At 56.9% G+C, this 21,866-nt stretch carries 25 protein-coding genes and 2 tRNA genes; 16 read left to right on the top strand and 11 right to left on the bottom strand.

What is annotated here, in order from left to right:
• The first annotated feature begins 47 nt into the window (after positions 1–47).
• From G411_RS0101090 to G411_RS0101080, 3 genes are read left to right on the top strand one after another with little or no spacing between them, the layout of a single operon-like run.
• A complete protein-coding gene (locus G411_RS0101090; RefSeq protein ID WP_022957319.1) occupies positions 48–710 on the top strand; it encodes a nuclear transport factor 2 family protein in 663 nt (220 codons plus the stop codon).
• A gap of 51 nt (positions 711–761) precedes the next feature.
• On the top strand, positions 762–1,223 hold the full coding sequence (locus G411_RS18850) for a (2Fe-2S)-binding protein (protein ID WP_022957318.1): 462 nt from the start codon (positions 762–764) through the stop codon (positions 1,221–1,223).
• Between the two features lie 15 nt (positions 1,224–1,238).
• A complete protein-coding gene (locus G411_RS0101080) occupies positions 1,239–3,428 on the top strand; it encodes a xanthine dehydrogenase family protein molybdopterin-binding subunit (RefSeq protein WP_022957317.1) in 2,190 nt (729 codons plus the stop codon).
• A gap of 54 nt (positions 3,429–3,482) precedes the next feature.
• Here G411_RS0101080 and G411_RS18845 read toward each other — a convergent pair whose 3' ends face one another.
• From G411_RS18845 to G411_RS18840, 3 genes are read right to left on the bottom strand one after another with little or no spacing between them, the layout of a single operon-like run.
• Positions 3,483–4,637 carry a CaiB/BaiF CoA transferase family protein gene (locus tag G411_RS18845; RefSeq protein WP_022957316.1) on the bottom strand — a complete coding sequence of 385 codons (1,155 nt, stop codon included), beginning with the start codon at positions 4,635–4,637 and terminating at the stop codon, positions 3,483–3,485.
• Positions 4,638–4,644: 7 nt separating this feature from the next.
• Positions 4,645–5,802 (bottom strand): acyl-CoA dehydrogenase family protein, encoded by a 1,158-nt coding sequence (locus tag G411_RS0101070; protein ID WP_022957315.1) that lies wholly within the window; start codon positions 5,800–5,802, stop codon positions 4,645–4,647.
• A 7-nt stretch (positions 5,803–5,809) separates the two neighbouring features.
• Positions 5,810–6,712, bottom strand: a complete 903-nt coding sequence (locus G411_RS18840) for an LLM class F420-dependent oxidoreductase (RefSeq protein WP_022957314.1) — start codon at positions 6,710–6,712, stop codon at positions 5,810–5,812.
• Between the two features lie 284 nt (positions 6,713–6,996).
• Here G411_RS18840 and G411_RS0101060 point away from each other — a divergent pair, with 284 nt between their 5' ends.
• Positions 6,997–8,166 (top strand): acetyl-CoA C-acetyltransferase, encoded by a 1,170-nt coding sequence (locus tag G411_RS0101060; RefSeq protein ID WP_022957313.1) that lies wholly within the window; start codon positions 6,997–6,999, stop codon positions 8,164–8,166.
• A gap of 58 nt (positions 8,167–8,224) precedes the next feature.
• On the opposite strand, the gene G411_RS0101055 is transcribed toward G411_RS0101060, so the two are convergent.
• Positions 8,225–9,928: an acyl-CoA dehydrogenase family protein gene (locus tag G411_RS0101055; protein WP_022957312.1), complete on the bottom strand. Its 1,704-nt coding sequence runs from the start codon at positions 9,926–9,928 to the stop codon at positions 8,225–8,227.
• A gap of 241 nt (positions 9,929–10,169) precedes the next feature.
• On the opposite strand from G411_RS0101055, the gene G411_RS0101050 reads away from it, so the two are divergent.
• From G411_RS0101050 to G411_RS0101030, 5 genes are all read left to right on the top strand, one after another.
• Positions 10,170–10,970 carry an enoyl-CoA hydratase/isomerase family protein gene (locus G411_RS0101050; protein ID WP_022957311.1) on the top strand — a complete coding sequence of 267 codons (801 nt, stop codon included), beginning with the start codon at positions 10,170–10,172 and terminating at the stop codon, positions 10,968–10,970.
• Between the two features lie 58 nt (positions 10,971–11,028).
• Positions 11,029–11,655 (top strand): flavin reductase family protein, encoded by a 627-nt coding sequence (locus G411_RS0101045; protein ID WP_022957310.1) that lies wholly within the window; start codon positions 11,029–11,031, stop codon positions 11,653–11,655.
• A 37-nt stretch (positions 11,656–11,692) separates the two neighbouring features.
• Positions 11,693–12,670, top strand: a complete 978-nt coding sequence (locus G411_RS0101040; protein WP_022957309.1) for an NAD(P)H-dependent flavin oxidoreductase — start codon at positions 11,693–11,695, stop codon at positions 12,668–12,670.
• A 198-nt stretch (positions 12,671–12,868) separates the two neighbouring features.
• Positions 12,869–12,944: transfer RNA gene (locus G411_RS0101035), tRNA-Glu, on the top strand.
• A 184-nt stretch (positions 12,945–13,128) separates the two neighbouring features.
• Positions 13,129–13,204, top strand: a tRNA-Gly gene (locus G411_RS0101030).
• A 79-nt stretch (positions 13,205–13,283) separates the two neighbouring features.
• On the opposite strand, the gene G411_RS18835 is transcribed toward G411_RS0101030, so the two are convergent.
• Positions 13,284–13,685, bottom strand: a complete 402-nt coding sequence (locus G411_RS18835) for a PA2817 family protein (RefSeq protein ID WP_022957308.1) — start codon at positions 13,683–13,685, stop codon at positions 13,284–13,286.
• Positions 13,686–13,786: 101 nt separating this feature from the next.
• Here G411_RS18835 and G411_RS0101020 point away from each other — a divergent pair, with 101 nt between their 5' ends.
• The 7 genes from G411_RS0101020 (at position 13,787) to G411_RS0100990 (ending at position 18,551) form a co-directional block, all read left to right on the top strand.
• Positions 13,787–14,704 (top strand): ABC transporter ATP-binding protein, encoded by a 918-nt coding sequence (locus G411_RS0101020; RefSeq protein ID WP_022957307.1) that lies wholly within the window; start codon positions 13,787–13,789, stop codon positions 14,702–14,704.
• 24 nt (positions 14,705–14,728) lie between these two features.
• A complete protein-coding gene (locus G411_RS0101015) occupies positions 14,729–15,502 on the top strand; it encodes an ABC transporter permease (RefSeq protein WP_022957306.1) in 774 nt (257 codons plus the stop codon).
• 10 nt (positions 15,503–15,512) lie between these two features.
• Entirely contained in the window at positions 15,513–16,334 is an 822-nt protein-coding gene (gene queF, locus G411_RS0101010; protein WP_022957305.1) for an NADPH-dependent 7-cyano-7-deazaguanine reductase QueF, read from the top strand.
• 98 nt (positions 16,335–16,432) lie between these two features.
• Positions 16,433–16,756 (top strand): hypothetical protein, encoded by a 324-nt coding sequence (locus G411_RS0101005; RefSeq protein ID WP_157581080.1) that lies wholly within the window; start codon positions 16,433–16,435, stop codon positions 16,754–16,756.
• A 14-nt stretch (positions 16,757–16,770) separates the two neighbouring features.
• Positions 16,771–17,010 (top strand): hypothetical protein, encoded by a 240-nt coding sequence (locus tag G411_RS0101000; protein ID WP_022957303.1) that lies wholly within the window; start codon positions 16,771–16,773, stop codon positions 17,008–17,010.
• A gap of 102 nt (positions 17,011–17,112) precedes the next feature.
• The gene (locus G411_RS0100995) at positions 17,113–17,718 is read left to right on the top strand and encodes a dUTP diphosphatase (RefSeq protein WP_028968026.1); all 606 of its coding nucleotides are present in this window, start codon (positions 17,113–17,115) and stop codon (positions 17,716–17,718) included.
• Positions 17,715–18,551: a hypothetical protein gene (locus G411_RS0100990; RefSeq protein ID WP_022957301.1), complete on the top strand. Its 837-nt coding sequence runs from the start codon at positions 17,715–17,717 to the stop codon at positions 18,549–18,551. Before G411_RS0100995 ends, G411_RS0100990 begins: the two co-directional genes overlap by 4 nt.
• A 15-nt stretch (positions 18,552–18,566) precedes the next feature.
• On the opposite strand, the gene G411_RS0100985 is transcribed toward G411_RS0100990, so the two are convergent.
• From G411_RS0100985 to G411_RS0100960, 6 genes are read right to left on the bottom strand one after another with little or no spacing between them, the layout of a single operon-like run.
• Entirely contained in the window at positions 18,567–18,857 is a 291-nt protein-coding gene (locus G411_RS0100985; protein ID WP_022957300.1) for a 4a-hydroxytetrahydrobiopterin dehydratase, read from the bottom strand.
• Positions 18,858–18,873: 16 nt separating this feature from the next.
• Positions 18,874–19,971, bottom strand: coding sequence for a tRNA (uridine(54)-C5)-methyltransferase TrmA (gene trmA, locus G411_RS0100980; RefSeq protein ID WP_022957299.1), 1,098 nt, complete (start codon positions 19,969–19,971; stop codon positions 18,874–18,876).
• Complete coding sequence (locus tag G411_RS0100975; RefSeq protein WP_022957298.1) at positions 19,968–20,954, bottom strand: glycosyl transferase family protein; 987 nt, start codon at positions 20,952–20,954, stop codon at positions 19,968–19,970. The genes trmA and G411_RS0100975 overlap by 4 nt, the downstream gene beginning before the upstream one ends.
• 32 nt (positions 20,955–20,986) lie before the next feature.
• A complete protein-coding gene (locus G411_RS0100970) occupies positions 20,987–21,220 on the bottom strand; it encodes a hypothetical protein (RefSeq protein ID WP_022957297.1) in 234 nt (77 codons plus the stop codon).
• Entirely contained in the window at positions 21,217–21,495 is a 279-nt protein-coding gene (locus tag G411_RS0100965) for a hypothetical protein (protein ID WP_022957296.1), read from the bottom strand. The genes G411_RS0100970 and G411_RS0100965 overlap by 4 nt, the downstream gene beginning before the upstream one ends.
• Positions 21,496–21,840: a DsrE/DsrF/TusD sulfur relay family protein gene (locus G411_RS0100960; RefSeq protein ID WP_022957295.1), complete on the bottom strand. Its 345-nt coding sequence runs from the start codon at positions 21,838–21,840 to the stop codon at positions 21,496–21,498. It abuts the gene before it with no gap.
• Between the last annotated feature and the right edge of the window lie 26 nt (positions 21,841–21,866).

Raw genomic sequence — 21,866 nt, 5'->3', positions numbered from 1 at the left:
CTGGCATTAGTCCCCTTGTTAGCCCTTAGATGGGCGGGAGAAGAATAATGATTGAGAACAAACGTCGTCAGCTGATGACAAAAGCCTTATTAGCCCTGCCACTGGGGCTGTTCGCGCTGTCCAGTCGAGCGGGATCACAGCCGCCAAAAGCGGAGAGCGCCCCCGAGCACAGTGTGCTGAACAGCCTGCTGGCGCACCAGCGCGAAACAGAAGCGCGCCAGCAGATTACCGATGTGCTCTATCTGTATGCACGTGGCTGGGACCGCCTGGATGAAGAAGCGCTGCGCGGCTGCTTCTTTGCGGATTCCGATCACCAGCACGGCGGTTTCAAGGGCAAGTCTCATGACTTTATTACGGCGGGGATGAAGGCGATCCGCGCCAAGGTGAAAAGCACCACACATTTGATTACCAACCCCTTGATCGAGATCGACGGTGATAAAGCGATTGCAGAGTGCCTGTTTTTTGCCCATCACCGTCGAATGAACAAAGCGGGTAGCGACGAGGAAGATTACTTCCTGAAGGGCCGCTATCTGGATCGTTTCGAGCGTCGCAACGGTGAGTGGAAGATTGCCTTCCGACGAGGCCTGCACGACTTTGAGCGCGTGGTCCCCCGGGCGGATCAGGGGCTGGCCGACGCACCCGCAGACCAGTTGAGTGCGCGCAAGCCCAATGATCCACTGTATGAGATGCTGACAACATTGAACAAGTAAATGCGTGAGTTATGCCCTGTACCGATCACGCAACGATAAGGCGAGGCCGTTATGCAGATTGAGCTGAAGATCAATGGTGAAACCCTGTCTGCCGACATTGATGACGATACGCCGCTTTTGTGGGTGTTGCGCGACGAGTTGGCGCTGACGGGCACCAAGTTCGGTTGCGGCATTGCCCAGTGCGGGGCCTGTACGGTGCTGATGAATGGCAACCCGGTCCGCGCCTGCGTCATGCCTGCGCAGGCCATGGTCGGTGCAGAAATCACGACGATAGAAGGTTTGGGTGGGGAGCATCCGCTGCAGAAGGCGTGGGTGGCCCGCAATGTGCCGCAGTGCGGCTATTGTCAGTCTGGTCAGATCATGGCGGCCAAGGCCCTGCTGGACAAAACCCCACAGCCAAGCGATGAGCAGATTGACGCGGCGATGTCCGGTAACGTCTGTCGTTGTGGCACCTATCAGCGCATTCGCGAAGCGATTCACGACGCTGCCGATCTGGTTGCTGCCGAGAAATAACGGGGAGAATACGCTATGGCTATCAATGAGCAGAATGCGCTGCTGATCTCGCGTCGACGTTTCCTGGTCGCGGCCTCGCTCACTGGCGGTGCCTTGATGGTTGGCAGCCTGCCGCTGCAAGGCTTGGCGTCGCCTCAGGCTGATGCCGAACGGTTTGGGGCGTTTGGCCCCTTTTTGCGCATTGATGCCGACAGTCTTGTGACCGTCATCGCCAAGCATTCAGAAATGGGGCAGGGCGCGCACACCGGCTTGGCAGCATTGGTGGCGGAAGAGTTGGATGCCGACTGGGCGCAAGTCCGGGTAGAAATGGCGCCGTCAGATCCGACGGTATACGGCCATACGCGCATTAAAAAACAAATTACCGGCGGTTCGACCACGATCAGCAATTCCTGGCTGCAGTTGCGCAAGGTGGGCGCCTCGGCGCGCGCCATGTTTGTGCAGGCGGCCGCGAAGCAGTGGTCGGTCAGCGCTGACAGTATCGATGTTGAGAATGGGCGGGTTCGCCATGCGGCATCCGGCCGCTCCGCGCGCTTTGGCGAACTGCTTGCCGGGGCGGCTGCACAGACTCCCCCCGCGGAACCGACGCTGAAATCGCCGGATCAGTTCCGCCTGCTGGGCAGCGATAAACTGAACCGGCTTGATGCCAGTGACAAGTCCACGGGGCAGGAGACATTCACTCAGGATGTGCGCTTGCCGGGCATGGTTTACGCCGCGGTAGCACAGCCACCCCGCTTTGGGGGCTCAGTTAAACGTGTCGATGACAGCGCCGCCCGCAAAGTGCGTGGCGTGTTGCAGGTATTTACCATTCCCGGCGGGGTTGCCGTGGTGGCGAAAAACACCCACGCGGCCTTCAAGGGGCGAAAGGCCCTGACGGTCGAATGGGATGACAGTGACGCCGAAATGCGTTCCAGTGATGAGATTCTGGACGACTACCGGACGTTGCTGGAGAACCCGGACGCCGGCCCCTGGCGCGCCTTTGAATCAAAAGGCGAGCGGGCGGCGGCGCTGAGCACGTCAGACGCCAGTGCCGAATTTCACTTCGTTTCGCCCTATCTTGCCCACGCGTCCATGGAGCCGATGAACTGCGTGGCACAGGTGCAGGGCAAGCGTGCTCGGCTGACGTTCGGCGCCCAGAATCAAACCATGGATCAGGAAAATGTGGCCAAGGTCATTGGCGGCAAGGCCGAGGATGTGGAAATTGTCACGCTGCCCTGTGGCGGCAGCTTTGGACGCCGGTCGGTGGCCGATTCCGATTACCAGTTGATGGCGGTGCACATCGCCAAAAAGCTGGGCGATTTCACGCCGGTGAAGCTGGTGTGGAGCCGGGAAGATGATATGGCCTCGGGCTTTTATCGCGCGCCTGCGCATCATCGGGTGCGCGTTGCTGTCGATGACGCGGGTTACCCGACTGCCTGGCAGCATCGCATTGTGACGCCATCGATTCTGGCGAATTCGCCCTTGGCCGCTGCGGTAAAAGGCCGCGTTGACCACACGTCGGTGGAAGGGGTGCAGCACTCACCCTATTTCTCGGCGATTGCCGATGTGGATGCCCGCTTGTTATCCCCGGATACCAAAGTGCCCATTCTCTGGTTACGTTCGGTGGGTTCCACTCATACGGCGATGGCCATGGAGCACAGTATTGACCAGTTGGCGCAGCGTGCCGGTATCGATCCGCTGGCCTATCGCCGGGAGCTGTATCAGCGGGGCAAACAGGATCGACACCTGGGTGTGCTGGCACTGGTCGAAGAGAAGTCTGGCTGGGGAAAACCGCTGGATGAGGGGTGGACGCGAGGCTTGGCGGTGCACGAGTGTTTCGGATCCGTCGTTGCCAACGTAGTTGAGGTTCAGTTGCGCGATGGCGAGCCGGTAGTGCGACGCGTCGTTGTGGCGGTGGATTGTGGCATTGCTGTGGTGCCTGACCAGATTCGCGCACAGATGGAGGGAGGCGTTAACTATGGCCTATCCTACAGTCTGTTCGGCGAGGTCAACATGGACAAAGGCCTGGTCCAGAATCAGAACTTTCACAACTACCGGGTGCTGCGGATGAACGAAGCGCCCCACGTCGAGACCTATATTGTGCCTTCGGCTAACAATCCCACAGGTTGTGGCGAGCCGGGGACTCCGGTGGTGGGCCCGGCGGTTGCGAATGCGCTGTTGGCGATCACCGGCAAACCGACTGAGCGACTGCCTTTCGTGAAAGCGTAAGGGATTGCCGCTCTCTCGGGAGGGCGGCCCTCACGCATTTTTTGATTTTGACATTTACCCTTGGCGGCGTTCGGATGTCGCGGCTTCGCTGAACTCTCGGCGCAGTGCATCCCCGTGTTCATTCAAGGCGGGCACTGGCCCGGGTGTGGGCGTGAAGGCGGATTGCTGGGCGGGCGGCGCGACAATCTCTACCGGCCCCGATGGGGTCTCTACGGCTATACGCCGCAACTGGCTGTGTTGACTGAAGTCTGCCACGCTGTTCAGCGAGGCATAGGCAATGCGCGCTTCTTTCAGACGCTCGATAACCGCGTGCCGGGGCAGGGCGTCAAAAACCTGAGTGATGACAGCATCGAGTGCGGCCCGGTGTGCGGTACGTTGCTCGTTGCAGCGAAACTCCGGCCGGGTGGCGATATCCGACTGCTGCAGTACATTCTCGCAAAAGCTCAGCCATTCGCGCTCGTTTTGGATGGAGAACACCACTTGCTCGCCGCCGAGGCAGCGGTACGCGCCATAGGGGGCAATGCTGGGATGGTTCAGGCCAAGCCGCTGCGGCGGCGCATTGGCATAGTCCTGATGCAGCAGGGGAACGGTCATCCAGTCTGCAATGGCGTCGAACAGCGAGACCTGAATATGCTGGCCCTCGCCAGTGATGCCGCGTTGTATCAGTGCCTGCAGTACCGCGGTGTGAGCGTACATGCCGCAGGCGATATCGCAGACCGAAACGCCCACCCGTCCGGGTTCCTGGGGCGCCCCCGTGATAGCGGCCAGCCCGGATTCACACTGTACCAGCAAGTCGTATGCTTTCATTTCGGCAGCCGGTCCGTTGCTGCCATAACCGCTGATATCTACCGTAATCAAGCGGGGATTGCGTGCGCGGAGTTGCGCCTGAGCAAAGCCCGCACGTTCGCAGGCGCCGGGCGCGAGATTCTGGATAAACACATCGGCGCGATCAAGCATGCGTTGCAGCAGTGCCTGATCTGCGGGCTGTTTAATGTCCAGGCAGAGGGATTCTTTGCCGCGATTCACCCACACAAAGTAGGCGCTTTCACCGTGGGCAACGGCATCGTAGCGACGGGCGAAATCGCCATCGTCACGTTCAATTTTGATAACTCTCGCGCCGGCGTCTGCCAGGCGCGAGGAGCAGTAGGGTGCCGCGACGGCCTGCTCGAGGGAAACGACCAATAGGCCTTTGAGAGGCGCGTCTGTCATGCGCGGCTCAGAACGACCTCGGCATGCCGAGTTCGTGGGTGCCGATATGCGACAGAATCAGGTTTGTCGATATGGGCGCAACCTGATACAGGCGGGTCTCCCGGAACTTGCGCTCAATATCGTATTCCTGTGTAAAGCCGTAGCCGCCATGGGTCTGGATGCAGGTATCGCCAGCCTGCCAGGACGCTTCCGAGGCCAACAGCTTGGCCATGTTAGCTTCCGAGCCACAGGGCTGGGCGTTCTCAAAGCGGCTGATTGCCTGATCCAGCACAGCCGCAGCGGCTTCCGTCTGGATATGGGCGCGGGCGATGGGAAACTGAATGCCCTGGTTCTGCCCGATGGGGCGGCCGAACACCTCGCGCTCGCAGGCATAGTGTTTGGCTTTCTCGATAAAATAGCGGGCATCGCCGATACACTCGGAGGCGATCAGAATACGCTCGGCGTTCATACCGTCAATGATGTAGGCAAAGCCTTTGCCTTCCTCCCCGATGCGGTTGCTGACCGGTACGCGGAGATTGTCGAAGAACAGCTCAGTCGTGGCGTGATTCATCATGGTTTTGATGGGGCGAATCGTCATGCCATTGTTCAGAGCTTCATTCATGTCCACCAGCAGGACCGACATGCCATCGGTGCGTTTGGCGCACTGGTCGCGAGGCGTCGTGCGGACCAACAGAACCATCAGGTCGGAGTGCTCGCTGCGCGAGATAAACACTTTTTGCCCGTTCACCACATAGTCGTCGCCATCGCGAACCGCCTGGGTGCGAATGCGGGTTGTATCGGTGCCGCTGGTCGGCTCGGTCACCCCAAAAGCCTGAAGGCGGATTTCGCCAGTGGCAATTTTGGGCAGATAACGTTGTTTCTGTTCCTCACTGCCGTGGCGCAGCAGCGTACCCATGGTGTACATCTGGGCGTGGCAGGCGCCACCGTTGCAGCCGGCACGCTGGATTTCTTCCAGAATGGCGCAGGCGGCACCGAGAGGCAGGCCGGAGCCGCCGTACTCTTCGGGAATCATCACCGACAGGTAGCCAGATTGAGTCAGCGTGTCGACAAACTCGGTGGGGTAGGCGTGACGCTCGTCCAGTTCACGCCAGTATTCACCGGGAAATTGCTCGCAGAGTTTGGCGACCGCCTCGCGGATTTCAGGGTAATTCAGTTCATTTGCCACAGCGCATTCATCCGTGTTTGTTCAGGGTTTCATTAACCTGTCTGAGGTTTTCAATCTGTTCGCTGGCTGAGGTGCCGAGCAGGTTGAGAGTGATCTGAGAGGCGCCAAAGTCGCGGCGGCGTTTGATATCGTCGATGAACGAGGGATCTTTCGGATCGGGCACATCGATGCTCATGCACATGGTCAGCTCAGAGGGATCTCGACCCGCTTCACGTGCTGCCGCAAAGACGGTGTCCACGGCTTTCTGACCTTCGGCGTCAGGACCGAAGATGGGCAGCCAGCCATCCGCCAGGCGGCCAACGCGACGCAGAACGACATCGGGCGGAATCGGCGCAATTTTGCGGCCCATACCGAAGTACAGGGGAATCGGGCGTTGAATGGGGCGGGGCGACAGGCTCACGTCCTGGAACTCGTGCCATTCACCTTTGTAGCTCACATCGCGGTCGATCCACAGGCGGCGCATCACGTCGATCTGTTCTTCGAAGCGCTTGCCGCGGGTTTTAAAATCTTCGCCCATGGCGGCGAACTCCAGCGGGTTGTAGCCCACGGCGACGCCCATGGTCAGGCGACCTTTAGACAGAATGTCGACTTCGGCAGCCTGTTTGGCGACCAGAACTGTCTGGCGCTGGGGCAGGCCGAGTACCGCTGTCATAAAGCGGATTTTGTCGGTAACGGCTGACAGGTAAGCCATCAGCGTAAAACATTCGCGGATGATGCTTTTATCCGTGTAAGGGGTTTGTGCGATGCCGCCGTGGCGCTCGGCCACAATGCCGACGACATGATCGAGAAGACGAACGTGTTCAAAGCCCATATCCTCGGCCAGCTTCACGTACTCAACAAGGGGTTCAATTTCCGGCCCGAAGTTGGGGAATTTGTACAGGCTGATGCCCAGTTTTACGTCGGAGATCATCGTTATTCCTACTGTTTAATCGTTAAAAATTATTCGTTAGGTGGTGGTGTTACGTGTTCATCCAAATCTTTGGGCCTGCGTGTATGCGACGCCGGTTCTCTGTCTTGCCTGATCGCGCTGAACGTGGCGTATTTCGGCCCCTTAGCCACTTTCATCCAAAAGGATAATACGCTTGACAAGAATCTTTGGCAATGGGATTCTGCACTACAGGTTAATATTCGTAATACTGGCACTCTTCTCTTGAGTGCGTCAATCCCAAGCTGTAACAGGAAAAGGAAAAGCAGATGTCGCAAGCGTATATTGTTGCTGCCGCGCGCAGCGCCGGCGGTCGCCGTGGAGGACGACTCGCGGGCTGGCACCCGGTAGATCTCGCCGGCGCGGTGGTGAAAGGCATGTTGGATAAAGTGGATGCCGATCCATCGCTGGTTGAGGATGTCATTATGGGCTGTGCCTGCCCGGGTGGCGAACAGGGCGCTAACATTGGCCGTATGGCGGCGCTGGCGGCTGGGCTGCCGGAGAGTGTTCCCGGCACCACGGTGGATCGTCAATGTGGTTCTTCGCAGCAGTCATTGCATTTTGCGGCGGCGTCGGTAATGAGTGGTATTCAGGATGTCGTGGTGGCTGCGGGTGTGGAAAGCATGACTCGTGTGCCCATGGGGCTGCCCTGGACACTGGCGGAAAAGCACGGCTTCGGCACTTACCGCAGTCCAGGCTTAAACGCCCGGTATCCCAAGCCCTTCAGTCAGTTTGTCGGCGCGGAAATGCTGGCGGAAAAATACGGCTTTGACCGTGAGACGCTGGATCGCTTCGCGCTGCGCAGTCACCAGTTGGCTGCGGCGGCCACCGAGGCCGGGGCGTTCACGGAGCAGATTCTCCCTCTGGAAGTTACGCTGGAAGATGGCAGTGTGGTTCAGCATGTCAGCGACGAGGGCATTCGTGCCAATTCCACGCTGGAAAGCATTGGCGGTGTCAAACTGCTGCAAGAGGGTGGTCGTATCAGTGCGGCCAATGCCAGTCAGATTTGCGATGGTGCGTCTGCGCTGTTGGTCGTGAATGAAAACGGCCTGAAGCGTTTGGGTGTTCAGCCGCTGGCGCGAGTTCATCAGATGTCGGTATTGGGGCACGACCCGGTCATTATGCTGGAAGCGCCGATTCCCGCATCGCAAATGGCCCTGAAAAAGGCCGGTCTCTCGATCAGTGATATCGATCTGTATGAGGTGAACGAAGCGTTTGCGCCGGTTCCTCTGGCCTGGCTGCAGGGTATGGACGCTGATCCCGAAAAGTTGAACGTGAACGGTGGGGCGATTGCGGTAGGGCATCCACTGGGAGCCAGTGGTGCCCGTTTAATGACGACGCTGATATATGCGTTGAAAGATCGCGGCTTGCGCTATGGTTTGCAAACTATGTGTGAGGCAGGCGGCATGGCGAATGCCACGATCATCGAGCGTCTGTAATAAAAAGACTGCACTGGGTCGGTGATGCCTTACCCAGTGCAGTGTCCCAACTGTCAGCTCAGCATGGCTGAGCGCGTTTTACCAAATCCTTCGCAATCACTTTCAATGCCAGGGTTTCCTCGGCGCCTTCAAAAATTGACAGCACACGTGCATCGATAAAATAGCGGCTGACCGCTGACTCTTCGGCGTAGCCCATGCCGCCGTGAATCTGCATGGCTTCCCGTGCCACCCATTCTGCAGCGCGGCAACTGAAGAGTTTCACCAGGCTGGCTTCCATCTGTCCTTTGCCATCGTCCATCATGCGTGCCACCTGATAGCTGAACTGCCGAGATGCCGTAAGCGTGGCCAGCATTCTGCCCAGTTTGACGCGTGTTAGCTGGTACTCGCCGATAGCTTTGCCGAAGACTTTGCGCTCACCTGCATAGCTCAGCGCGCGCTCGAAGGCCGCTTGCATAACGCCGGTTGCACGGGCGGCAGTTTGAATTCGGCCGCCGGAAAATCCAGCCATGGTGTAGTAGAACGCCTTGCCTTCGCCGTCTTTTCCGCCAATCAGATTGTCAGCGGGGACGAAGTAGTCTTCAAAAAACAGGTCGAAAGAATGCATGCCGCGGTAGCCAATGGTGCTGATGGCTTTGCCGGAAAGCTTGCCGCCATTTGCTTGCTGGTGGCTGAATTCGTGGCCGGTGTCTGAGGGTTTTTCTACCAGAAACAGGCTGAGGCCTTTGTGGCCCAGCTTGGGATCCGGGTTGCTGCGAGCCAGGGTGAGCAGCAGGTTGGCTTTGCCGGCGAAGGTACACCAGGTCTTGCTGCCGTTAAGCAGCCAGCCGCCGTCGGTCGGGGTGGCTTTGAGTGAGATCGAGGCCACATCCGAGCCGAAGTTAGGTTCGGTGATAGAGATCGCGCACAGGGTCTCGCCGCTGGCCAGCCGTGGCAGCCAGTGTTGTTGCTGGGCATCGGTGCCGCCGCTGAGCAGGGCTTTTGCCGCGATTTCCGGGCGAGTGATCAAGCTGCCTGCGGCGCCGAGTGACGCGCGTGACAGTTCCTCTGTGACCACAATCATTCCCAGACTGTCGGTGCGATCGTCAGGCATCAAGCCGCCAAAACGCTCGGGGATAGACGTGCCAAAGCAGCCGAGTTCGGCGGCAGGTTTGAGGATGCTGTCGGGAATGTCCAAGTCTTTACGATGAATCTCTTCTGCCAGTGGGGCAACCACATCATCGCCAAAGCGGGAGAAGGCCTCTCTCACCATTTCCTTCTCTTCGTCCAGCAGCGAGGGCAGGCGTGCATGGCTGCGCTGCATAATCGCTTCACCCAGCGCGGCCACGGCAGAACCGTTCAAATAGCGTTCCAGTAGTTGGTTGAGTGAGTCCTCGCCGAAAGCTTGCAGCAGATCTTTGCGGCTCAGCTTGAGTTCTGCCGCGCGTGAGATCAGGCGCGAATACACGGAGTGGAGTGCTTCGGCAATGAAGGCGAGGCTGGTCTCGGGGGCCAGAGAATCCTGTTCGCCGGCTTCGCTGGCGTAGTTCAGCATGATATCTGCAGCACTCAGCTCCGCGGTGCAGAACGCCAGGTCATAGCTGGCCAGCTGGTAGTCATCCATGATCGCATTATCAAATTCGCCGCTTGTGCTACACAGCGATTTTATGCTGCCAAGCGCTTTGTTTACGGCGCTTTGGGCTTGCTCCAGGCAGTGTTTTGCGGAGGCGAGGTCGCTGTTAATGGCGGTTTGGCTTGCCGGGGCAGCGGTGTTGCTTGCAGTCATAGCGTTTTAACCTTTGCGAGTGAGCGGACGGCATCGGCCGTGGCCGGATGACCGGGTTTTGTTGCCCTGGCCTTACGTTTAAAAGTATTCTTCAGGGCAATATTCGTTTGATTTTTTTTGAATTCAAGTGCATTATCCATTTGAATTAATTTTGGGTCAAGATATCACTTAAGTGCAATTTTGGCTCCGGCGTCGGACCCTCTTTCGGCGCTTCAATAAGAGAAAGAAAAAGGACATAAAAATGGTTGCAAGTTCCTCTGCAGACACGCCGCAGGTCACCGTCGAAAGAAACGAACACGACGTTGTTGTGCTGACACTGAATCGTCCGCAGGCAAGAAATGCCGTGTCGTTTGATCTGTGGAATGACCTGGATGCAGCCGTTCGCGAAATATCCCAGGCTAGTCCCCCGCGTGCTGTTGTATTGGCGGCAGCGGGGGGCTTTTTTTGCGCCGGAGGGGATCTGAAAACACCGCCGTCCAGAGGTGAGGGTGCACTGGCACCCGCTGCACGGCTCGAACTTGGTCAACAGGTGATGCATCGCCTTCGCAGTCTGCCAGTGCCGGTTATTGCGGCCGTTGAAGGCGGGGCCATCGGCATGGGCTGGAGTCTGGCCTTGGCCTGTGATCTGATCATTGCTTCGGATGAGGCAAAGTTCTCTGCGCCATTCCTGCGTTTGGGCCTGGTGCCTGACGGCGGTTTTATCTGGTTCTTGCGTAAGCAACTGGGCGTCTATCGCGCGGCTGAGATTTTATTTTCCGAGCGCGTTGTTACCGCCCAGGAGGCCTTGTCGCTGGGCCTGCTGAGTCGCTTGGCGCCCGCAGGGCAGGCCACCGTGCAGGCGGTTGAAATGGCATCGGCCTTTGGTGCGGGCAATCGGCACTCGGTCGAAATGGCCAAGCGTTTGCTGAATACCGCAGAAAGTTCCGAGCTGAGCCAGCACAGCGCCTTGGAACTGAGTTTTGGCACGCTTTCTCAAACCGGCGAAGAAGTCGCCCGGGTGCGGGCTGAAGCCGCCGCGCGTAAGCAACAAAAAAATGCGTAATCGTGCAACGTCATAGATACGCTTACACCGACTGATAACAGACAAAAGGTGGTTATTCATGCTTTTTGATATGCGCGAATTGAGTTTGATCAAGCGCTATAAAATCCTCAACTCCACCATTACTCCGCGGCCAATTGCCTGGATTACGACGGTGTCTGAGGACGGCACGCGCAATGCGGCACCATACAGCTTTTTCAATGCGGTAGGCGATGAACCGCCGATGGTGGTGTTGGGCTTGCTCAAAGATCCGGCTAGTGGCGGGATGAAAAATACCGCGAGCAACATCGCCGCAACTGGCGAGTTCGTCGTTAACCTGGTTTGCGAAGCGGATGCTGAAAAAATGAATATGACCAGCATTGATGCGCCGGCTGATCTGGACGAATTGGAGTACGCCAATATCGAAACCCTGCCATCGACGGCGGTGACGCCTGAGCGTATCGCCAGCAGCCCGGTCAGCTTCGAATGTCGTAGCCTGGAAATGCTGGAAATCGGACCGCGTCAGACCATTGTGATTGGCGAGATTCTGGTGACACATATAAAGGATGAATTCATCCTCGATCCGGATAAGGTCTATTTAGATACCCCGGCAATGAACCTGATCGGTCGCGTTCACGGCAGTGGCTGGTATGCCCGCGGTACAGATCTATTCAAAATGGATCGTCCGAAACCGCTCCCCAAAGACTGAAAACGGTCCCGCTGTTTCAAACTATGGAGGAGTCACTATGGCGAACGCAGTATGCGAGCTGCTGGGCATTGCTTACCCGATAATTCAGGGGGGGATGCAGTGGGTCGGGCGTGCGGAATTGGCCTCTGCAGTGTCTAATGCTGGAGGGCTAGGTATTCTCACAGGGCTGACCCAGCCCACTCCCGATGCATTGCGTGACGAAATTGCCCGTTGTCGCGAGATGACGGACAAGCCTTTTGGGGTCAATATGACCCTGTTTCCCTCGATTAACCCACCACCATACAGCGACTATATCGATGCGATTATCGATAGCGGTGTGCAGATTGTCGAAACCGCAGGTAACGAGGCCATTGAATTCTGGCCACGCCTCAAGGCGGCGGATATTACAGTGATTCACAAGTGTGTTGCGGTCAGGCACGCACTGAAAGCGCAGTCACTGGGGGTGGATGCCATCAGCATCGATGGCTTTGAGTGCGCAGGCCATCCGGGTGAGGAGGACGTGCCGGGGTTGGTATTGATTCCCGCTGCGGCAGCGGCACTGGATATTCCGGTGATTGCGTCGGGCGGTATCGCGGATGGTCGTGGCATGGCGGCAGCGTTAGCGCTCGGTGCTCAGGGCGTAAACATGGGAACACGGTTTTGCGCCACGCTGGAGGCGCCCATTCACGATAATATTAAGCAGGCTCTGATTAATGCAAGTGAACGCGATACGCGGTTGATCTTCAGGAGTCTGCGTAACACCGCAAGGGTGCTCAGCAATGTGGTGTCGAATGAGGTACTCAGCATTGAAAATCAGCCTGGAGGCTGTGTCTTTGAGGATATCCGCCACCTTGTGGCGGGGGGGCGAGGCCGCGAAGCGTTGCTCTCCGGTGATGCCAATGGTGGCGTTATTACCGCCGGTATGGTCGCTGGGCTGATTGACGATATCCCGGGCTGTGCGCAGCTTCTCAAGCGCATGATGGTTGAATGCCGGGAGGAGTTGGCTAGGGCGCAAGCCCGTCTGCCAATGCTGTAATGGCCAGCTCTTTAGTGCAATTTGTGGTCAATCTGTTCAGGCTTTAGTCACTGCCGGTTTGCCGTAGATGCAAGGCATTCATTTTCGGTGAAAAAAAGCGAAGGAAGCTGGAAAATAGCCTTGACGGCCCCACAAGCGGCCACTAAAATTGCCACCTCTTTTGACGGGCACCCTTTTTGGGGTTCTAAAAAAGACTGCGTCCCCTTCGTCTAGTGGCCTAGGACACTGCCCTTTCACGGCAGTAACAGGGGTTCGAGTCCCCTAGGGGACGCCATTATTTCTGGGTATTGGCGGCTGAGTTTCAGCGCAAATATTCAAACAGGCATTGAGGCGAAGCAATGCTTGACAGTAAATTGGACGGGTTTTAGAATTCGCGCCGATTTATAAAAACTGCTTAAATATCAAAGCAGTAAAGACAAGAGTTGAATGTGTTGCTCTTAGTCTGCACAAGGCATTACGCGGGAATAGCTCAGTTGGTAGAGCGCAACCTTGCCAAGGTTGAGGTCGCCGGTTCGAACCCGGTTTCCCGCTCCAAACAAAAAAGCGAAACAACTGTTTCGCTTTTTTTTCGTCCCGAATAAGGCGCGGCTGAGGTGGAGTCCGCGTGGCGGACTCAGTGCATGCCAAACACCTTTGCCCGCAGATCGCGATACAGGCCCGTTTCTGCCGAATCCTCGGCGCCGCAGTCCTCATAGTACCGTTCCTCGAGTTGCTGATAGCGGGCAAGCTCGTCGTCGCTGAGAAAGTGCAGGCAGTCGCCACCGAAGCACCACAGCAGATCGCGGTGCATGATGGCGGCAATGTCGGGAAAGTGGGCAATGATCTGACTGATCAGAGCCTGGCCCTGGGCTGCGCTGTCCTCGCCCTGCGCCATTCGGCTCGTCAACTGTTCCACGGTGTCGATGGTGTTGCTGATGGCGTCCTCACTGTGCCCGCCATGGCCGGGCAGGCCGTTTTTGCACTGTCTGGCAAGTTGTTCAACAAGATTCAGAAAATAATGCGATCGGCTGTTCACGCTGGCTCCCTACCGGTAACTGAAGCGCGCCAGTGTATTCGATCTGTCTGCCGTGGCAAAATAGACGGCTTGTCACGCGAATTTGTGAATGGGGTGAAACTATGAGCAAGGCCCTGAAAATAAAGGGATTGCGGAAAGTCTACGACAATGGCTTCGAAGCACTGAAAGGCATTGATCTCGAGGTTCAGGAGGGAGACTTCTTTGCGTTGTTAGGCCCCAACGGGGCCGGTAAATCCACCACCATCGGTATCATCTGTTCGCTGGTAAAGAAAACCGCGGGCAGTGTTGAAGTGTTTGGGCACTCGATTGATAGCGAGCTGGCGCTGGCCAAAAAAGAGATCGGCGTAGTTCCGCAGGAATTCAATTTCTCCAATTTTGAAACTGTGTGGGACATCGTGGTAAATCAGGCGGGCTACTACGGCCTTAGCCGAGACCTCGCCTGCGAGCGCGCGGAGACCTACCTGAAGCAGCTCGACCTGTGGGACAAGCGTCACACGGCATCGCGTATGCTGTCAGGGGGCATGAAACGTCGATTGATGATTGCCCGTGCCCTGGTGCACCAGCCACGCCTGTTAATTCTTGATGAGCCGACCGCCGGGGTAGATATCGAACTGCGTCGCTCAATGTGGACGTTCCTCCAAGAGATCAACCGGCAGGGCACGACCATCATTCTCACCACGCACTATCTGGAGGAGGCGGAGAGCCTTTGCCGCCACATCGCCATTATCGATCATGGCGAGATCGCCGAAAACACCGAGATGAAAAGTCTGCTCAAGCAGCTGCAGCGAGAAACCTTTGTGCTGGATACCCTGCAGAGTGTGCCGGATGACATCCAGTTGGCGGGCTTTGATACCCAGAAAACGGATGACCACATGCTGGAAGTTGCGGTGGAAAAAGGGGCTTCACTCAATGCGGTGTTCGCGGCGCTGTCTGCGCAAGGTATTGAGGTGACGAGTATGCGCAATAAGGCCAACCGTCTGGAAGAATTGTTTGTATCGCTGTTGGCCAATAAGAACTAGGCCAAGGCGCAAGAGGGGAAGTGTATGACCGCCCGTGAACAATGGATCGCGTTTTTTACCATCATCCGGAAGGAAATCCGGCGTTTCCTGCGTATATGGATGCAGACGTTGCTGCCGCCAGCCATCACCATGTCGCTGTATTTTATTATTTTCGGCACGCTTATCGGTAGCCGTATCGGCGAGATGGGTGGCTTCAGCTACATGCAGTTTGTGGTGCCGGGGCTGATTATGATGTCGGTGATCACCAACAGTTATTCCAATGTGGTGTCGTCGTTTTTTGCAGCCAAGTTCCAGCGTTTTGTCGAAGAGATTTTGGTGTCGCCCATGTCCAACAATACTGTGCTCTGGGGCTATGTGCTCGGCGGCGTAGCGCGCGGTTTGCTGGTGGGGCTGATCGTCACATTGCTGTCGCTGTTTTTCACCAAGATGCACATCCATCACTTGTGGGTGACCGTGGGTATTGTGCTGATGACCTCGGTAATGTTCTCGCTGGCGGGCTTTATCAATGCGGTCTATGCCAATAATTTCGACGACGTCTCGATCGTGCCGGTGTTTGTCCTCACGCCGCTGACCTATCTCGGTGGCGTGTTTTATTCGGTAGATCTACTGCCAGACTTTTGGGCAGGGGTGTCGCGCCTGAATCCGATGCTCTATATCGTCAATGCCTTCCGCTATGGCGTGCTGGGGGTCTCTGATGTCAATGTTGGCACGGCCTTTTTGATGGTCGCGGTATTCACCTTGCTGGCATACGCCTATTGCATGCACTTGCTCAACAGCGGCAAGCGCCTGCGTCAGTGAGGAGTCGGCAATGAGTCTTCACGGCCCCCTGGGTAGTCAGGTTGAGTATCCCGAGCAGTATTCGCCTGACGTTTTGCACCCGATTCCCCGTCTTGACGGTCGCTCACGCCTGAACGTTCAGGGCGATCTTCCCTTTGCGGGCGTGGATATCTGGAATGCCTATGAAATGTCCTGGTTGAATGAGCGGGGCAAGCCTCTGGTGGCCTGCGGGGAGTTCCACTTCCCGGCGGATTCGCCGAATATCATTGAGTCCAAGTCCTTCAAGCTGTATCTGAATTCCTTTAATCAGGGACGCTGGGCGAGTACTGATGCGGTACAGAAAACGTTGCAGAACGACTTGAGTGCGGCCTGTGGTGCGCCGGTGACAGTCGTTTTACATCGTCCCGCGGCATGGCCCGGCGGGCTCGGTATTGATGCTATGCGGGGGCAGTGTCTGGATGAGCAGGACATTGAAATGCGCGATTATCAACCGGACGCCGCGCTGCTGGCTTGCCACGACGACCGTCAGTTGGCGCAGAGTTATTACAGCCACTTGCTGCGCTCACGTTGTCCGGTGACCGGGCAACCCGATTGGGCGAGTGTGCATATTTGCTGTGACGGCCCGAGATTGGATGAGGCGGCGTTGTTGCGCTATCTGGTGTCATTTCGCCAACAGAACGATTTCCACGAGCAATGTGTGGAACAGATTTTTTGCGATATCTGGCGACAATGTCAGCCGGAATCGCTGACCGTTTACGCCCGCTACCTGCGGCGCGGCGGTCTGGATATCAATCCTTGGCGGAGCAGTGATCCGAGCGCCAAGCCCTTGAATAGCAGAGAGTTTAGGCAATAGTACCGGCCTTGCGATGCGTTGCTAGGTAGTTCAACGGATAGTGGTTCGGCGGCCTGCTGGCGATAATCTCTGCATTGGAAATGAGTCAGGGGCCGGGTATGTTAATCGCCAGTTATTTGATCGGCTATAACGATGATGGCACGGTGAGCCATCTCGCCGTTGACCATGCTTTTCCCCGCAATATCGATGATGTTCATTACGAGCTGTGCGAGAGTCGCGATGAGCGCAAGCAAGCGCGTTACGATCTGCTCGTTAGTTTCCCTCAGGCCGAATCGCCCCGTGAAATGCTTTGCCTGCCTAACCTTCCCGAGGCGGTTGCCGCGATCTTGCTGACTGAGCGAAGCCTGCCATTGGTGGATTTCGCCTGCGGTCGCAGCTTGCGCGTCGGCCTCGATCCATTACGCATTCGCCGTTGCGCATGAGGACTGTCTGACGCATGTGGAAGCCCAACCTTATTCGCAGCCAGCGCTACACGCTTCACGGCCCCAGCTCAAATATTATGGTCTGGTCTCAACCCCGGCGACTGGTCTATGCCGCCAATTTTGCCGCTCAGATTCCTGCGGTAATCTTAAGCCGCGTGGAAAGCGACGAGCGGGAAAACTTTAGTCCCGACGCGCTTGCCCGGCTCATCGCGCTCGCTGAAACGGACATGTCCCACTGCGATTCAGCAAGCTAGCCTGCCGTATCACCCGCGCGAGCTTTGTTTTATGATGACAGGCTTTGCGAATCACGGGAGAAGACGGTGTCGAACCAAGCCTTGTTATCAGCCTTTACTACCATGCTTGGCATGCAGGACCGCATGAATCAGCGCGTCCATCCGCAATGGACTGAGCAGGGCTATGAGTGGTATCGCGCCGTATGGATTGAATGCGGTGAGTTGATGGATCACCAGGGCTACAAGTGGTGGAAGAAACAGCACAGCGACACCGAGCAGGTGCAGTTGGAGGTTGTGGATATCTGGCATTTTGGCATGAGTGCCTTGTTCGCCCCCGGTCTGAGCCACGAAGACATTGCCGCGAACATGCTGGCTGAGCTGGAGGCGTCAGCCACCGGCGAGACTGATGTGCTGCTGGCTACCGAAGCACTGGCGGCGCATAGCCTGCAAACCCGCTCCTTTTCCGTTTCTCTATTCCGCGATTTGCTCCACGCTTCGGGGCTGGATTTCGATAGCCTGTACCGTCAGTACGTGGGTAAAAACGTCCTCAATTTCTTCCGGCAAGACCATGGTTATAAAGATGGCAGTTACATCAAGGTGTGGGATGGTCGTGAGGACAATGTCCACCTGGTGGAGATTCTCGCCGAGCTGGATAGCCAAGCGAATGACTATGCCGATCTGGTATATGTCAGCCTCAAAACCCGTTACCCGGGGGCGACTGCCGAGTGAGTGACGAGGCGCTCTCGACTTCAGCACTCGCCCGGCAGCTGGAGCTGCCGGTGCAGCAGTTGTTTTCCACGCTGAAGGATTACGGCTGGATTAGAAAGGTCGACGATGGCTGGGCACTGACCGGTAAGGGCCAGTTTGAGGGCGGTCGCTACATTAATAGCAAGCGCTACGGTCGTTATATTGTCTGGCCGGCGAAGATCGTGGAACACCGGCTTTTTCAGGCGATGGAGAGTCAACGCCTGTTATCGCCGGCCGATCTAGGGCGGCCGTTGGGGATTACTGCCCGTCAGTTAAATAGACTGCTGCATGCACTGGGCTATATCAGTCCTGGTCGCCGGGGCTGGGAGGCGACGCCTACTGGCCTCCAGTACGGGGCACAACCCTGTGAAAATCCGCAGAACGGCCAGAGCTATGTGATGTGGCCCGAGGAAATGCAGGACCATGCTCCCTTGCTTGAACTGCATCGGCGCAGTCAAGCGAGTGAGGACCTATTGGATCAGAACCCGCCGAGTATTGACGGCATGCACTGTCAGAGCCCGGCGCATCGCCAGTTGGCAAACTGGCTGTACCTCGCTGGGTTGCGCTACGCCTCGGCGCAGCAATTGTTTGGCAGCGAGCTGGGGGTATGTGATTTTTTCCTGGCGGAGCATCGACTGTGCATCGAGCTGTGGAGTGGGGCAGAGCACCCCGATGAGCTGACCGCTCGCATGGCGAGGTCTGAAGCCTGCCGGGAAATGAAAATAGCGGTGATTGATGTGCACCCGGAAGACCTGAGTGCACTGGATGATTATCTCAGTCGCCGACTGCGTGAACTGGGGATCGCCGTGCTTTAACGTGGGGCAGGGGGCTCAGCACTTGCTGAACTCCTGATCAATCGCATCGGCCAGTGCGAGATCTCGCGCCGTCAGGCCACCGGTATCGTGACTGGTCAGTGAGATTCTGACCTTGTTATAGCTGTTCGACCAGTCCGGATGGTGGTCGATTTTCTCGGCGCGTATGGCAACCCGACTCATGAAGGCGAAAGCGGCAATAAAGTTGTCGAATTCAAATTCACGAACCAGGCAGTCGTCTTCCTGCTGCCAGCGTTTAAGCTGTTTCAGGGCATCGCTCAGTTCTTTGTCAGTCAATTTGACTGTCATGCTTCCTGTCCTCGTATCAGTCGGCGTTGCTGCGTTCAAGAATCACGCCGCATTCCATATGATCAGTGTAGGGGAATTGATCAAAGAGCGCGAAATGGCTGGCGCGGTGAGTACGACTCAACTGCTGCAGATCTCGCGACAGTGTTTCGGGGTTACAAGAGATGTAGGCAATTCTTGAAAACCGCGATACCAGAGCCCGTGTCCCCTCATCCAGCCCGGCGCGGGGCGGATCGACCAGCACCGTATTCAGTGCGTAGTCAGGCAAGTTGACCTCGGCCAGACGACGGAATTCCCGCTCGCCGTTAAGCGCTGACGCGAATTCTTCACTGGACATCCGCAGAATGTCGACATTATCGATGCCGTTGGCGGCAAAATTTTCCCTTGCGGCTTTGACGGAGGTTTTGGAAATTTCCGTGGCCAGCACGCGCCGGAACTGTCGGGATAGTGGCGCCGTAAAGTTACCGTTGCCGCAGTAAAGCTCGAGCAAGTCCTGTTCTGATGGCCCCAGTTTTTCCAGTGCCCATTCGATCATCTTGCAATTGATATTGGCGTTGGGCTGAGTGAATCCGCCCTCGTACTGGCGATAGTGGAATTCCCGCCCGTTGATAGGCAGTACTTCATTGACGTAGTCCCTTCCGAGGACGCATTTTTGTTTACGGCTACGGCCAATAACTTGAATATTCAGTTGTTCACTCAGCAGCTCGGCGGCAGCCTGCCAGCTATCGTCCAGTCGGCGGTGGTAGACCAGCGTGACCAGCATTTCCCCACTGAGGGTGCTCAGAAATTCGACCTGGAAAAGCCGGTGGCGCAGTGAGTGCTCGGCTATCAGGGCGTCGCGTAGCCGCGGCATCAGCTCGCAGATGGCGAGACTGGCAACGGGGAAATCGTCTACCCGCAGCGGCGTTTTCGGATCAGCGGGATCAAACATCGCATAGTAAAGATCATCGCCCTCATGCCAGATACGAAATTCCGCGCGCATGCGGTAGTGCTCAGGTGCAGAGGCAATGACTTGTGGGTCGGGCAGTGACAGCGAGTTGAAACGCTCACGGCAGCGCGCCACTTTCTGCTCAAGCAATGTGCTGTAGTTTTCTGGGGAGATGCTTAAATGGCTCATGAATCGATTCGTTGACGGTTACGGGAGGCCCAGACGTCGGCGGCAGCATTCATAGCGGCGTGCTGGTCGAGGGTGCTGTCGCGTAGCTGAAGGGCAATGGCTATGGTGCCGATGATGGCTTGACGGCCGTAGTCGTCTATTTCATCGTTGCGCCAGGCCGCGCGAAGTGGAGCACTGCTCATTTCTTCCTGCCAGGCTTGGCGCCCTTCAATCAGCTTCGGCCAGCTTTGTTCGCCCAGTGCGCCGTAATGGACACTGTGAGTGCGGCAAATGGCCTCGGGTTTGCGCTCCGCTTCACCGGCTTCGCCTTTGAAAACGACGGCATGGGGCTGTTCAAGCAACGCCGCCGCTTGCTGGTGGCTTTCGGCATAGGCGGGGTGAAATATGCTCTGTATGGAATATTCCGCACGAAACGGATTCAGCAGGCGGGCTAGGCTGTGTACCGGAGAGCGCAGGCCGAAGTGATTGCGCAGGGCAATGATACGTTGCAGTGGCGGTGACATCAGCGAAAGCGGAACGTAGCAAAATTGGCGCTGGTCGAGTGCGTCGCTGCACTGCTGCCAGTCTTGGACAACCGTTTCCCCTAACGACGCGAGCAATTGCTCGCTGTAAACACGGCCTTCGGTATGGCCCGCAGCGCCATGCATGACGACCCGCAGTCCGCTGTCAGCCAATGCAAGCGCAGCAAGTAAATACCAGGCTTGTTGGCGGCGTTTGCCGGCGTAGCTCGCCCAGTCGAGGTCGACAGAGAGTGTCGGTGCGGGAATATTATCGCGTACTGCGCGTACGAAGCCCGCCAGTTCTTCCGGACTTTCCTCTTTCACACGGAGTAGCATGAGGAAGGCACCCAGTTGCACATCTTCCACTTCACCACGCACGATCATGTTCATCGCGGCATAGGCTTCGTCCATGCTCAGTGAGCGGGAGCCGGTTTTACCTTTCCCCAGAATACGAACATAGGGGGCAAAGGGATGTTCACTCATGCTGGTGCCCTAGAATTGCTTAAAAGCGGATTTTACCAGCTCAGCACCTGCTGGTGGTGGCAACAGAGCGCAATAAATTCGGTATCGCTGATGACAGGGATGTCTGGCAGGCCGCTGTCTTTGAGCTGATAGATCGAAATCGTCGGAGATATTGTGAGCTTGGGTTGGCCGGCTAACGGAAACAGCACAATGGTGTCGCCATCATTCACCACCGCCTGCGCATGTTGGAAACCGGTATCGCTTTGTATCAGGTGAAGACAGCTCAAAAGCTCTGTACCTTTTGTTGCTGTGTCATCAAGGTGGTGATTTGATGTGCGTCGATGACAGGGATGTCTGGTGAACAGTCGCTGTTCGCACTGAGTTGAAAAAGGGATGATACGCCAAACTCTTCCAGCTTCTTTTTCAGAGGGGCATCATCAGCAAAGCGCCTGGCTACCGCTGGCCACAGGACTAATGTGGGCTCCAGGCCGAATACAACAGAGGTCAGTGCAATATCGGAGGCCAAGTGGAGCTTGCTAGCGTGACTGACGAGCAGCAACATCTACTCGCCCCCAAACTGCAGGCAGCGGTCAGCGGTCAGGCTGGCGTCGATCCATAATGCCAATCCGCCCAGCCCATAATGGGGGGCCACATGCTCACTATGGATCCCGAGTGCGTCGGCGCTGCGACTGCACAGAATGAGTTCAGCGCCACTGTCACGGGCCAATTGCTGCCAATCCGCTTGATTTGATGAGCCGGTATTTTTACAACCACTGGCCACGGCGTCGCCAGTGAAAAAGAGAATATTGAGCTGATGCCCGTCATCAAGTGCTTGTCGGCAGAGACGCAGTGCGATCTTATGATGAGGGTGGTCGAGCTGACCGCTGAGCATGATGGCGAATTGCATGGTTGTTGATACTGAGGGGGAGAATG

The sequence above is a fragment of the Spongiibacter tropicus DSM 19543 genome (genome assembly GCF_000420325.1).
GTDB lineage: Bacteria > Pseudomonadota > Gammaproteobacteria > Pseudomonadales > Spongiibacteraceae > Spongiibacter > Spongiibacter tropicus.
Note: the sequence above shows the minus strand (reverse complement) of the source record. Positions and strands in the feature narration are given on the sequence as shown.